Consider the following 12,850-nt stretch of genomic DNA (forward strand, 5'->3'; position numbering starts at 1 on the left):
CCTGCACCGGAGGTCGTCATCTGGCCAACGGAACCGAGCAGATCAGCGCCGCTCGCTCACCCCGCCATCGTCACACGGCCGACGATGCACTAACTTCGAACCTGGGCCACCGAATGGGGGCAGGCCAGTTGCCGAGCCAGTTCTCGCGCATGAACTGCCAGAGGTTCTCGACCGGGTTGAGTTCGGGCGAACGAGCCAGAAGAGGCAGCAGGGTGATGTTGTCCGGGACGGCCAGTTTCCTGGTGGTGTGCCAGCCGGCCTGGTCGAGCAGGAGGACAGCGTTGGCGCCGGGCGTGACGGTTGCGGAGATTTCTTCGAGGTGATGGGTCATGGCCGACGTGGTGCAACGGGGCATGACCAGGCCCGCGCCGACGCCTCGGGCCGGGCAGATCGCCCCAAAGATGTAGGCTGACTGCGTGCGCTGATCCTTGGGAGCCGAGGGGCGCGTTCCGCGTGCTGCCCAACGCCGGGTCAGGGTGCACGGCAAAGCCGACTTGATCCTTGGGTTTGCGCACGATGTCGACGTTGATGATCGTGGCCATCGCGGGCTTGTCGCCCGCATAGCCTGCATCGGCGAAGGCCTTGGCGATGAACGGGAAGGTCCGCCGCGACAGGCGCAGCACCGGTCCGGCCCCATCGCGATCCTGTACGTCGGCGGCCTGCGGATCGAGCACGAGAGCGCGCCCGTCCGTGTCGATCAGTGCCTGACGCTTGCGGCCCTTGACCTTCTTTCCAGCGTCGTAGCCCCGCGGGCCACCGCTCTCGGTGGTCTTCACGCTCTGGCTATCGAGCACCGCGGCTGTGGGTGAAGCGCTTCGACCGACCCGCTCGCGGTCGGCCATGACGAGCGTGTGGTTGATCCGGCCGAACAGCCCGTCGTCGCGCCAGCGTGCGAAGTAACGCCTTCACCTTCCTCTCGGTCGTGGTCGACCCTCGGATCGACGATGGCTCCTGGCATATCGTCGCCGATCCGGCAGAGATCGACGGGCTCGAATACGCCTACCTCGAAGGCGAGGCCGGCCCGCAGCTCACCAGCGAACTCGGCTTTACCGTCGATGGCATGCGCATCCGGGTCCGCTTGGACTTCGGTGGCGGCTTCGTCGACCACCGCGGCTGGTATCGCAACGCGGGCGCCTGATCCGTGGAAGAGATCTCTGAACTTCAAACGCAGCTTGCTAAGCTGCGTCGCATTCGAAGCAACGGCACGTTCAGCGTTTCGATCGAAGGCCAGGAAACCAAGTTCAAGTCCGACGCTGAACTTGCCTCTGCCATCGCTGACGTTGAGCGGCGAATCTCCATTCAATCAACCGGCCGGATCACGACGATCCGGCTCCATGCCTCGAAAGGCTTTTGACGATGAAGAACTTCGTTCAGGACGGACACGTGATGACTGTGCCCGCCCCCTATTCAGTAATGTCCGGCGCCGGCGTTCTCGTCGGCTCGCTGTTCGGCGTAGCGGCCTACAGCGCGGCGCAGGGCACGCCTGTCGAGATCGCCACCGGAGGCGTGTTCGACCTCCCCAAGGCTGCAGGTGATACGCCCGCCATCGGAGGCAAGCTGTACTGGAATGACGGCACCAAAGCCGTCTCCACCTCGGCCGGCGGAAACACGCTGATTGGCGTCGCCGCCATGCCCGCGCTCGGTGATGCCGCAGTATCCCGCATCCGCCTCAACGGTTTCATTCAGTAATTCAAGGTTTGCGGGCGCAGCTGAGGGCGACGCGGCCAGTCCAAAAACGAACAGTCCGATCCCTGCCCGCACTGGAAATTGGGGGACAATCGGACAAGGCCGCACCAATTTCCGCATTGCTTGCATTCGAAGAGATCCGACCCACCGATGACAACCCGTCGACAGTGCTTCCGCCAAGCCGATGTGAGCCGTGCCCTCAAGGGCGCGCTCGCGGCTGGCATGAAGCCAACGCGGGCAGAGATCACCGTCGAGGGACAGATCGTCTTGAGCTTCGAACAAGCCGTATCGAGCACGCCCGCATCCGACTTTGACGCTTGGAAGGGTCGGCGCAATGCGCGTACGCCTTAAAGGCCTGAACGCTGTCCGCAAGAAGCTCGCGGATGGGACCTCGGCCACTTACTATTATGCTTGGAAGGGCGGGCCGAGGCTCAAGGGCGAGCCGGGAACGCCCGAGTTTCTCGCATCCTACCACGAAGCCGTCTCAGCTCGCCGACAGCCGCCACGCGGCGTCCTGCTTTCCCTGATGCAGGGTTATCAAGCGAGCGAGGATTTTCAGAGCCGATCGGCGCAGACGAAGGCCGACTACGTCCGGCAGATCAAGATCATCGAGAGCGAGTTCGCCGACTTTCCGTTGGGCGCACTCAGCGATCGACGCGCACGAGCCAAATTCCTCGAATGGCGCGATCAGCTCGCGCAGCGTTCGCGCCGACAGGCTGACTATGCGTGGACGGTGCTCGCGCGGATTCTGTCATGGTCGGTCAAGCGCGGCCTGATCGACACAAACCCGTGCGAGAAAGGTGGGCGGCTGTACCGGGTCACGCGCGCCGACAAGGTATGGACTGAGGCCGATGAAGCCGCCTTCCTCGCGGAGGCCCCCGCGCACCTCCATCTCGCGCTTACGCTCGCTCTGTGGACCGGCCAGCGGCAAGGCGACCTCCTGCGGCTCACGTGGCACGCCTACGACGGCCGGGTGATTCGGCTGCAGCAATCGAAGACAGGGACACGTGTCGTCGTCCCTGTCGGCGCCCCTTTGAAGGCGGCTCTCAATCGGGCGCCGCGCCATCCCACGATCCTCGCCACCATGAAGGGTGACGCTTGGACAGCGGACGGGTTTCACACGTCCTGGCGAAAGGCGTGCAAGCGGGCAGGGGTCGTGGGCGTGACGTTCAATGACCTGCGGGGCACCGCCGTGACGCGGCTGGCACTTGCCGAATGCACCGAGGCCGAGATCGAGACGATCACCGGGCATGCGCTCCGGGACGTCCGCTCGATCCTCGACGCTCACTACCTCAACCGAGATCCTAGGTTGGGTGAGAGCGCGATCCGGAAGCTCGAAGCGAGAACGAAAGTTCCCAACTGAGCGTCCAACCGTGCCGTTATGTTCTAGTCAGAAAACGCGAAAAGCTTAGAGATTTCAAGTGGCTGGGGGACCTGGATTCGAACCAGGACCAGAGGAGTCAGAGTCCACCGTTCTACCGTTAAACTATCCCCCACCGAAGGGACGGAGGCCGCCTGCGATCCGGGCCGGCTAGAAGCCGGCGACCGCTCGGGAGGGGTCCGTCGTTCGGGAGCGCTCCCGTTAAGGGGAAAGCGCGGATCGGTCAACAGGGTTCGGCCGCGCTTTCGCGATTCCGGCTCGGCCCCATCCGCCGGCGCGGCGGTGCGAGGATCGCCGCGAAATCCCACAACCCTTTGGATTTGTAGGTTTGCCCCGGCGCGGCGCGTTGCGTTCGTGCGCACGTTCGACAATATTCCAGCGCCCGGGCCGGGGCCCGACACTTCGGGCCGCAGAGCCCGCGACGGCGCCACAAGGCGCCGCGACAGAAGAAACGCCCGGATCGGGACACGGAGGAAACAGCCATGAGACTGACGACGCGCGCGTTCGTCGGCGCCCTGCTCGGCGCGACCGCACTGGCCACGCTCGGCGCCCTGCCGTCCCAGGCCGCAGACCCGATCAAGATCGGCGTGACCGGCCCCTATACCGGCGGCTCGTCGGCGATGGGAGTCTCGATGCGCGACGGCGCGCGCCTGGCGGCCGCCGAGATCAACAAGGCCGGCGGCGTGCTCGGCCGGCAGATCCAGCTCGTCGAGCGCGACGACGAGGCCAAGAACGAGGTCGGCGCCCAGGTGGCGCAGGAGCTCATCAGCAAGGAGAAGGTCGTCGCGACCCTGGGCTTCGTCAACACCGGCGTGGCGCTCGCCGCGCAGCGCTTCTACCAGGAAGCCGAGATCCCGGTGTTCAACAACGTCGCCACCGGCACGATCATCACCAACCAGTTCAAGGCGCCGGACTACGACAGCAACTACGTCTTCCGGAACTCGGCCTACGACGTGCTCCAGGCCGGCATGATGGTCGACGAGGCCGTCGCGCAGGGCCACAAGAAGATCGCCATCCTCGCCGACTCGACCAATTACGGCCAGCTCGGCCGCGAGGACATCGAGAAGTACCTCGGCGCCAAGGGCGTGAAGCCGGTCGTGGTCGAGAAGTTCAACATCAAGGACGTCGACATGACGGCCCAGCTGCTGAAGGCCCAGCAGGCCGGCGCCGACGTGATCCTCGCCTACGGCATCGGGCCGGAGCTGGCGCAGATCGCCAACGGCATGGCCAAGCTCGGCTGGAAGGTGCCGATGATCACCTCGTGGCCGGCCTCGATGCAGAGCTTCATCGACATCGCCGGCGCCAACGGCAACGGCGTGGTGATGCCGCAGACCTTCATCGAGGACAAGACGCTGCCCAAGCGCAAGGCCTTCCTCGAGGAATACTACAAGACCTACGGCGTGACGAAGATCCCGACCCCGGTCGCCGGCGCGCAGGGCTACGACTCGGTGTTCCTGATCGCCGCCGCGATCAAGCAGGCCGGCTCAACCGACGGGCCGAAGATCCGCGAGGCGCTGGAAAACCTGAAGGAGAAGGTCGAGGGCGTGGTGACGACCTACGACAAGCCCTTCACCGCCGCCGACCACAACGCGATCTCGCGCAACATGGTCGTGTTCGGGAAGGTTCAGGACGGCAAGATCGTCTACGCCAAGGACGCGGACGCCAAGAACGCGGGCGTCGTGCGCGTGAAGGAAAAGTCTTCCAACTGACGAATCCCGCCGCTTGCGCGGGATGAACCAAAGCCGCCGGAACGCTGACCCCAAGCGTCCGGCGGCGCGCGGCCTTCGGGCCGGTCCTCGCCGCGATCGCGAGCGGTCGCGGCGCGCGCCTCCCGCACGGGGGAGGGGACCCGCGCCGGCACGGAACCGGAACCGGGCGGCATGAACGAAAAGACCTTCACGGACGGGCGCGGGTGACACGATGACCATCTTCCTGCAGCTCGTCGCCTCCGGCGTCGCGGTCGGCATGATCTACGCCGCCATCGCCTTCGGCTACCAGCTCACCTTCGCCACCTCGAAGACGCTGAACTTCGGGCAGGGCGAGGCGCTGGCGCTCGGCGCCCTGTTCGGCCTCACGCTGGCGCCGTTCACCGGCTACTGGCTGATGATCCCGCTGGTGCTGGTCTTCGGCTTCGCGCTCGGCGCCGTCGTCGAGTGCCTCGGCGTGCGCCCGGCGGTGAAGATCAAGTCCGAGTACGGGTGGATCATGGCCACCATCGCGCTCGGCATCATCTTCCGGAACCTCGCCGAGAACATCTGGGGCCGCGACGACCTCAAGTTCCCCTCGCCGCTGCCCGAGGAGGCGCTCCAGCTCGGCGGCATCCGCATGCTGCCGATGGAGCTGCTGATCATCGCCGGCGCGCTGCTGATGATGCTCGCGGTCGAGATCTTCAATCGCAAGTCGATCTGGGGCAAGGCGGTGATCGCCACCTCGAACGACATCGACGCCGCCGGCCTGATGGGCATCAACACCAAGCGCGTCATCACGCTGTCCTACTCGATCAGCGCGATGACGGCGGCATTCGCCGGCGTGCTCGTCGCCCCGGTCACCCTCACCGGCGCCACCATGGGCGCGGTGCTGGCGCTCAAGGCCTTCGCGGTGGCGATCATCGGCGGCCTCGAATCCGGCCTCGGCGTCATCGTCGGCGGCCTGATCCTCGGCGTCGCCGAGACGCTGACCGGCTTCTACATCTCCACCGGCTACAAGGACGTGCCGGGCCTGATCCTGCTCCTAGTCGTGCTGTCGATCCGCCCCGTGGGGCTGTTCGGCAAGGCCGTGATCAAGAAAGTCTGAGCCGATGGCGCAATCCACCTTCGCGCCCGCCGCGGCCCCGGCGCCCTCGGCCTCCGCCGGGATCGGCCGGCATGTCGGCGCGCTCGGCGCCGTGCTCCTCGTGGTGTTCCTCGCCGCCTTCCCGCACGTGGTCACGAGCAGCTACTACATCCACCTGCTGCTGGTGATCGCGATCTACGCGATCCTGATCCTCGGGCTCGACATCGTCGTCGGCTATACCGGCCAGGTCAGCCTCGGCCATGCCGGCCTGTTCGGCGTCGGCGCCTACGCGGCGGCCGTGCTGTTCCTGCATTTCAAGCTCGGGATTTGGTGGGGGCTCCTCGCCGGAATCGGCGTCACCTCCGCCTTCGGCCTGCTGCTCGCGGTGCCGGCCTTGCGGGTCACCGGCCCGTACCTCGCCATGGTGACGCTCGCCTTCGGCACCATCGTCCAGATCTTCATCAACGAGCTGACGCCGATCACCAACGGGCCGCTCGGCATCACCCTGCCGCCGGCCCGCGTCATCGACTTCGCGATGTTCGGCATCACCCCACCCTGGGGCGCGGCCGGCCGCAAGCTCGAATTCTACTATCTCGTCTGCGCCTGCCTGCTGGTGACGATCGCGGTGGTGAACCGCATCGTGCGCTCGCCGTTCGGGCGCGCCTTCGAGGCGCTGCGCGACTCGCCGATCGCCTGCGACTGCATGGGCGTCAGCGTCTACCGCTACAAGGTCTACGCCTTCGTGGTCTCGGCGGCGCTCGCGGGCCTCGCCGGCGCGCTGTTCGCCTGGTCGGAGCGTTACGTCGCGCCGAACTCCTACGGCTTCGAGCTCACCGTGCTGTTCCTGCTCGCGGTGACGATGGGCGGCCGGAAGTCGCGGGCAGGACCCCTGATCGGGTCGGCCATCATCGTGATGATGCCCAATATCCTGGCCGACATCGACCTCGTGCGGATCATGGCCGGTCTCATCGCCGCGGTGGCCGTCGTCGTCGGCATCCAGGCCTTCGTGCGGAAGGCCGAGAACCGCTTCGCCATCCTCGTGCCGGTGGTGCTCTGCATCCTGTTCCTGCCGGCGACGCTGGCGCTGCAATCGGTCACCGACTTCCGGCTCAGCGTGTTCGGCCTGCTGATCCTGTTCGTCGTCTACTACCTGCCCGACGGCATCGTCGGCTTCCTGCGCGAGAAGATCCCGGCGCTCCGCCCGGCCCACACCGCGGAGGGCAAGGCGCTCTCGGCCGACGGCGACGCGCTCATCGCGCAGCGCGGCAAGGCCGCCGGGACCGAGGCGCTGCTCAAGGTCGAGCAGGCCCTGATGCAGTTCGGCGGCCTAAAGGCGCTGGCCGGCATCGACCTGTCGGTGAAGCCCGGCACGATCCACGGGCTGATCGGCCCGAACGGCTCGGGCAAGAGCACGATGATGAACGTGCTCACCGGCATCTACAAACCCACCGCCGGATCGGTGACCCTGGCCGCCGCCGGCAGCGCCGCCAAGCGCCTCGACGGGCGCACGCCCTCAGAGATCGCGCTATCCGGCGTCGCCCGCACCTTCCAGAACGTCCAGCTCTTCCGCGAGATGACGGCCCTGGAGAACGTACTCGTCGGCCTGCACCACGCTTTCCACGGCACGATCTTCGACGCGATCCTCGGCACGCCGCGGCGCAAGCGCGAGGAACGCGAGGCCCGCACCCGCGCCATGGCGATCCTCGACTTCATGGGGCTGGCGAGCCTCGCGCAGGTCGAGGCCCGCAACCTGCCCTACGGTAAGCAGCGCCTGCTCGAGATCGGCCGCGCGCTGGCGCTCGATCCCGTGCTGTTGTTGCTCGACGAACCCGCCGCCGGCCTGACCGCTCCCGACATCGCGGACCTTACCGCGATCATCCGCAAGATCCGCGACGCCGGCATCACCGTCATCCTGATCGAGCACCACATGGACGTGGTGATGGGCCTGTGCGACCGCGTCAGCGTGCTCGATTTCGGGCATAAGATCGCCGAGGGCGGCGCCCGCGAGGTGCAGGCCGACCCGAAGGTGATCGAGGCCTATCTCGGCGCCCCCGACGACATGGGCGGCACGGCCAGTGATGCTGGCAAGGACGCCGGTAAAGATGCCGGCAGGGAGCCAGCCCATGCTTGAGGTCGCCAACCTGTCGGCCGGCTACGGCCAGATCGAGGTCCTGCACGGGCTCTCGTTCCAGGTGCCGAAGGGCAAGGTCGTGACGCTGATCGGCTCGAACGGGGCCGGCAAGACCACGACGATGCGGGCGCTCTCGGGCATGATCCAGCCGCGTTCGGGCTCGATCAAGCTCGCCGGCCGAGAGATCTCGGGCCTCGACAGCCACGACGTGGCGCGGGCTGGCCTCGCCCACTCGCCGGAGGGACGCCGGGTGTTCCCGACGCTGTCGGTCGAGGACAACCTGACGCTCGGCGCCTTCCCGCGGCTCACCGGCTCGCGGCCGAAGGGCGACGTCGCCGCCGACCGCGAACGCGCCTACGCGCTGTTCCCGCGGCTCAAGGAGCGCCGGCTGCAACTCGCCGGCACGCTGTCGGGCGGCGAGCAGCAGATGCTCGCCATGGGCCGCGCCCTGATGCTGCGCCCCGACATCCTGCTGCTGGACGAGCCCTCGATGGGCTTGGCGCCGAAGCTCGTCGAGGAGGTGTTCCGCATCATCCGCCAGCTCAAGGAGGAGCAGGTGACGATGCTGCTCGTCGAGCAGTTCGCCATGGCGGCTCTGGGCGTGGCCGACTACGGCTACGTCCTCGAGAACGGCCGCATCCGGTTCCAGGGGCCGGCCGCCCAGCTCAAGAGCGATCCGGCGGTGCGGGCGGCCTATCTCGGCGGCGACCACTGATCGCGCCCCTCCGGGCGTCCGCTCGGATCGCGCCCGCCCGGGCGCCCGCTTGGCAATCCGGGGGGCGAGCCCCTACCTGTCGCCGGGCGACACCCCGGAGACACCCTTGGCACACGACGATTCAGGCCCCGCTCAGATGCACGCCACCACCATCCTGATGGTGCGCAAGGCGGGCCGCGTCGTCATCGGCGGCGACGGCCAGGTCAGCCTCGGCCAGACCATCGTGAAGGGCAACGCCCGCAAGGTCCGGCGGCTGGCCAAGGGCGCGGTGATCGGCGGCTTCGCAGGCGCGACGGCCGACGCCTTCACCCTGTTCGAGCGGCTTGAGGCCAAGCTCGAACAGTATCCCGGGCAGCTCACCCGCGCCTGCGTCGAGCTGACCAAGGATTGGCGCACCGATCGCTACCTCCGCCGCCTCGAGGCGATGATGCTGGTGGCCGACAAGGACGTCAGCCTGCTGCTCTCGGGCGCGGGCGACGTGCTGGAGCCGGAGGGCGGCGTGATGGCGATCGGCTCAGGGGGCAACTACGCCCTTTCGGCCGCGCGCGCCCTGGAGGACACCGACCTCGACGCCGAGGCGATCGTGCGCAAGGCGATGCGGATCGCCGCCGAGATCTGCGTCTACACCAACGGCAGCCTCGTCCTCGAATCCCTCGACGCGGACTCGGTCTGACCCTCACCCGGTCCGTCCCGACGGCTTTGAGGCCGCCGGGAGGCCGCGCGGCCGCTACTTGTCGAAGCTGTAATCGAGGTCGATGCCGTCCTTGCCGTCGTCGCTGGCCTTGAAGGTCATCTTCATGCGCTTCTCGGTCGTGCCCGTGTCCTGGGTCTCGTCCCAGACCGAGGTGTAGCGGCAGGTCATCCGCTTGCCCTTGCGATCCTCGAAGACCGTCTCGGGCTCGACCAGCGCCTTGAGCCGGCGCTTGCCGTCCTTGAAGTCGGGGGCGCCGTTGACTGAGGCCATCAAATCCGTGCGCACCGCGTCCTGCGCGCAGAGCCCACTCGCGGGGGCGGGCGGAGCCGCCGCGACGACTGGGGCCGGAGCGGGCGTCGTCGGCGCGGGCGCAGGCGCTGCAGCCGTCGGAGCGGGCGCCGGAGCCGCTGCCAGCACCGTGAACGGCCGCTCGACCTGGGTGGTGCGGTCGCTGAACTTGTCCCGCAGGGTGAAGGCGAGGACGTAGTCGCCCGGGTCGACGCCGGCGATGCCCAGCGTGAAGTGGAAGGAGAACTTCGGGTAGCCGTCCAGGATGCCGTCCTTCCCAGCTGTGAACTCCTTGTCGATCACGGCCTTCTGGCCGCCGAGGATCGCACCGCCCTTGCTCTGCAGCACGTAGTCGACGACCAGGCCGAACCGGACGTCGCCGCCGGCCACCGGCACCAGCGTCTCGCCGACCGGCTCCATGTAGGTGATGACCTTCTCGCTCGGCAGGAAGGCGCCCACGGCGCGCGGGTCGACGTCGCCGAACCCCTCCGACGGGCGCGTCACGAACAGCACCCGGCGCACGCCGAGGCTCTGGCTGGCGACCGGGGCTGCGGCCGGAGGAGAGGCTACGGCGGCGGGAGCCGGCGGCTTGGCCGCCGCGGGGGCTTCCGCCCTGCTCGCTTCCGATTTGCCCGCCCCGACCTTGCCGGACTGCACGGAGCCGCCCGACCAGAACCCGCCGCCACCGCCGCCGGCCGGGATCGTCACGCTCTTCATGATCGCCGACAGCGCGGTCTCGTTGGTCGCGCGGTCGTCCTCGGAGCCCCACACGGTGACCAGGACCGCCCGGTTGCGGCTCGCGTCGAGGGTGACGAAGTCGATGATCGCCTTGCCGTTCTTGTCCGTCGCCTGGTAGCGCTGCACCTGGCCCGGGGTGCCGTTGAAGTCGATGGTCTGCTCCGTCGGCTTGCCGACGAGCTTGACCTTGTTCTTCGTCAGGTAGGCCTTGCTGTCCTTGATCAGCGAATCGAGGCGCGACTTGCTGTCGGTGGCGATGTTGACGACGATGTCGCCGTCCGCCGAGACGGAGGCGATCTCGGTCTCGTAGACGCTGGTGTCCCAGTCGTCCGGCATCGTCGCGGTGACGGCGGGCTCCTTCGCCGGCAGGACGATGTCCTTGGCGAAGGCCGGCGCGGCCAGCCCGATGAAGAGGGCGGCCCCCACGATCCAACGTTTCATGTGCGTCACCCCCGAACCGGGCTCGAACATCGATCCGGCGCTCGAACTCTCATCCGGTCTGACGAAACGACGGTCAAGGTTGTACCGGCGCCGCCCCCGGATTTATGCAGACGACCTCACGGTTTCGGTCGGAACGCGGCGACGAACAGGGCGATGTCCTGCTTACGCCCTGAGACCGCGCCGCGTCGAACAGGTTGTATGGGTAACGGGTCCTTGACAACCTGTGGATATGGTCCGCTGCGCAAGCACAGGGCCTGACGCGCATGACGATCGGCGGCAAACTTCTCGGACTGGTCGGCGCCTCCAGTCTCGTGACCCTCGTGGTCGCAGGCGTGGGCCTCGACACCCTGCGCACGTTCGACCGATCGGTCGGCGCGGCGCGGAATGCCACCGAGAACGCGCTGTTCGCCGCCGAGCTCACTAGGCTCGCCACCGACACGGCGCTGGAATCGCGCGGAATCTATGCCGCCGCCGACACCCAGGCCGCGCGGAAATACGCCGCCGGCATCGTCCGCGACCTCTCGGCGATCGATGCGCTGCTGACCGAGTGGCGCCCGGCGGTGCCGGAGGCGGACCGGCCGCTGTTCGAGCGCGTGGCCAAGGACGCCGCGGAGTTCCGCCGGCACCGCACCGAGACCGCCCGCCTCGGCACGGAGGTTTCGCCGAAGGCCGCCGCCGAGCAGGGTTTCACCGACGCGAACCGCGACAACCGCGTCGCCTTCCAGACCGGCATCGAAACCTTCGTGAAGCGGAGCCGCGAGCGCATCGAGACCCTGAACGCCGCCGCCGAAGCGCTCTACGTCGAGCGCCTGCGGCTCCTCCTGGCGCTGGCGTTCGGCGGAACCCTCGGCGGCCTGCTCGTCGGCGGCCTCGTCGGCCATCGGATGATCGCCAAGCCCCTGCGGGCCGTCTCCACGGCGATCCGTCGCCTCGCGCAGGGCGACCGCGACCTGCCCCCGGTCAAGCCGTCGCGCGACGAGATCGGCGCGATCTGGGCGAGCATGCGCACGTTTGCCGACGCGATGGGGGAGGCGGACGCCCTGCGCCGCAGCCAGGCGCAGGCCGGCCTCGAAGCCGGGGCGATCAAGCGGGCCGAGATGGACACCCTCGCCGACCGCTTCCAGGTCAGCGTCGGCGGCCTCGTCGGCCATCTCGCCGCCTCCGCCGGCACGATGGAGGAGACCGCCCGCGCCATGGCGCGCAACGCCGAGCGCACCAGCCTGCAGTCGCAGGCGGTGATGGACGCCGCCGGCACCGCCTCGATGAACGTCCAGGCGGTGGCCGCGGCCACCGAGGAGCTGGCCGCGACCGCCAACGAGATCGGCGCGCAGGTCTCTCAGACCTCGATCGCCGCCGCCGGCGCCGTCGAGAACGCGCGGCGCACCGAGCAGTCCGTGCAGCGGCTCGCCCGCAGCGCCGCCAGCATCGGCGAGGTCGTCTCGCTGATCTCGGGTATCGCCGGCCAGACCAACCTGCTGGCGCTCAACGCCACGATCGAGGCGGCGCGCGCCGGCGAGGCCGGCCGCGGCTTCGCAGTGGTGGCTGCCGAGGTGAAGAGCCTCGCCGGCCAGACCGCCCTCGCCACCGACCGGATCACCGCCGAGATCGCCAAGATCCGCGACGCCACCGCCGACGCCGTGGCGGCGATCGAGGAGATCGGCGGCACCATCGGCTCCGTCCACGAGATCGCGATGGGCGTCTCCGCGGCGGTGGAGGAGCAGCAGCTCGCCACCCAGGAGATCGCCCGCAGCGTGAGCGACGCCGCCGAGGGGACGCGTGCGGTGAGCGAGACCATGGCCGAGGTCCAGGCCGCCGCCCTCCAGGCGGGCGACGCCGCCGGGCAGGTCCTGGCTGCGGCCGGAGACCTCGCGCGCCGCTCCGCGGGCCTCGGCGGCGAGGTCGACGGGTTCGTCCGCGAGATCCGCGCCGCCTGAAGGCAGGCCGGAAACAGCTCTTGGGATCACCCTCGGCATCGGCCCTGGTAAGCGTGCCGCCCTGCGCTTA

The 12,850-nt window shown here is 68.4% G+C and carries 11 protein-coding genes, 1 tRNA gene and 2 pseudogenes; 10 read left to right on the plus strand and 4 right to left on the minus strand.

Annotated elements, in window-relative coordinates; genetic code table 11:
* Positions 1–127: 127 nt before the first annotated feature.
* Together FV234_RS17065 and FV234_RS17070 are read right to left on the minus strand one after the other, a co-directional pair.
* Positions 128–478 (minus strand): annotated as a pseudogene (locus FV234_RS17065) (IS630 family transposase); the annotation flags it as partial.
* Positions 474–899, minus strand: a pseudogene (locus tag FV234_RS17070) (transposase); the annotation flags it as partial. The pseudogenes FV234_RS17065 and FV234_RS17070, both read right to left, overlap by 5 nt.
* On the opposite strand from FV234_RS17070, the gene FV234_RS17075 reads away from it, so the two are divergent.
* The 4 genes from FV234_RS17075 (at position 890) to FV234_RS17095 (ending at position 3,049) form a co-directional block, all read left to right on the plus strand.
* On the plus strand, positions 890–1,138 hold the full coding sequence (locus FV234_RS17075; protein WP_147830519.1) for a hypothetical protein: 249 nt from the start codon (positions 890–892) through the stop codon (positions 1,136–1,138). The pseudogene FV234_RS17070 and the gene FV234_RS17075 sit on opposite strands and share 10 nt — an antisense overlap.
* A gap of 3 nt (positions 1,139–1,141) precedes the next feature.
* Positions 1,142–1,354, plus strand: coding sequence for a hypothetical protein (locus tag FV234_RS17080; RefSeq protein WP_147830520.1), 213 nt, complete (start codon positions 1,142–1,144; stop codon positions 1,352–1,354).
* A 2-nt stretch (positions 1,355–1,356) separates the two neighbouring features.
* Complete coding sequence (locus FV234_RS17085; RefSeq protein WP_147830522.1) at positions 1,357–1,689, plus strand: DUF2190 family protein; 333 nt, start codon at positions 1,357–1,359, stop codon at positions 1,687–1,689.
* A 331-nt stretch (positions 1,690–2,020) separates the two neighbouring features.
* The gene (locus tag FV234_RS17095; protein WP_147830526.1) at positions 2,021–3,049 is read left to right on the plus strand and encodes a tyrosine-type recombinase/integrase; all 1,029 of its coding nucleotides are present in this window, start codon (positions 2,021–2,023) and stop codon (positions 3,047–3,049) included.
* Positions 3,050–3,108: 59 nt separating this feature from the next.
* Here FV234_RS17095 and FV234_RS17100 read toward each other — a convergent pair.
* Positions 3,109–3,182 (minus strand) — tRNA-Gln (locus FV234_RS17100).
* A gap of 367 nt (positions 3,183–3,549) precedes the next feature.
* Between FV234_RS17100 and FV234_RS17105 the strand changes: the two genes are divergently transcribed.
* The 5 genes from FV234_RS17105 (at position 3,550) to hslV (ending at position 9,358) form a co-directional block, all read left to right on the plus strand.
* Positions 3,550–4,776, plus strand: coding sequence for an ABC transporter substrate-binding protein (locus FV234_RS17105; RefSeq protein WP_147751474.1), 1,227 nt, complete (start codon positions 3,550–3,552; stop codon positions 4,774–4,776).
* 211 nt (positions 4,777–4,987) lie between these two features.
* Positions 4,988–5,860, plus strand: coding sequence for a branched-chain amino acid ABC transporter permease (locus FV234_RS17110; protein ID WP_147830529.1), 873 nt, complete (start codon positions 4,988–4,990; stop codon positions 5,858–5,860).
* Between the two features lie 4 nt (positions 5,861–5,864).
* Positions 5,865–7,970: a branched-chain amino acid ABC transporter ATP-binding protein/permease gene (locus tag FV234_RS17115; protein WP_147830531.1), complete on the plus strand. Its 2,106-nt coding sequence runs from the start codon at positions 5,865–5,867 to the stop codon at positions 7,968–7,970.
* Positions 7,963–8,685, plus strand: coding sequence for an ABC transporter ATP-binding protein (locus FV234_RS17120; protein ID WP_147814519.1), 723 nt, complete (start codon positions 7,963–7,965; stop codon positions 8,683–8,685). Before FV234_RS17115 ends, FV234_RS17120 begins: the two co-directional genes overlap by 8 nt.
* Before the next feature lie 136 nt (positions 8,686–8,821).
* Positions 8,822–9,358, plus strand: a complete 537-nt coding sequence (gene hslV, locus FV234_RS17125; protein ID WP_147751489.1) for an ATP-dependent protease subunit HslV — start codon at positions 8,822–8,824, stop codon at positions 9,356–9,358.
* A 54-nt stretch (positions 9,359–9,412) separates the two neighbouring features.
* Here hslV and FV234_RS17130 read toward each other — a convergent pair whose 3' ends face one another.
* Positions 9,413–10,846, minus strand: a complete 1,434-nt coding sequence (locus FV234_RS17130) for a hypothetical protein (protein WP_147830533.1) — start codon at positions 10,844–10,846, stop codon at positions 9,413–9,415.
* 263 nt (positions 10,847–11,109) lie between these two features.
* Between FV234_RS17130 and FV234_RS17135 the strand changes: the two genes are divergently transcribed.
* A complete protein-coding gene (locus FV234_RS17135) occupies positions 11,110–12,780 on the plus strand; it encodes a HAMP domain-containing methyl-accepting chemotaxis protein (protein ID WP_147830535.1) in 1,671 nt (556 codons plus the stop codon).
* Positions 12,781–12,850: the final 70 nt, after the last annotated feature.

Origin of the sequence: Methylobacterium sp. WL8, assembly GCF_008040045.1 — a bacterium.
GTDB classification, from domain to species: Bacteria; Pseudomonadota; Alphaproteobacteria; order Rhizobiales; family Beijerinckiaceae; genus Methylobacterium; species Methylobacterium cerastii.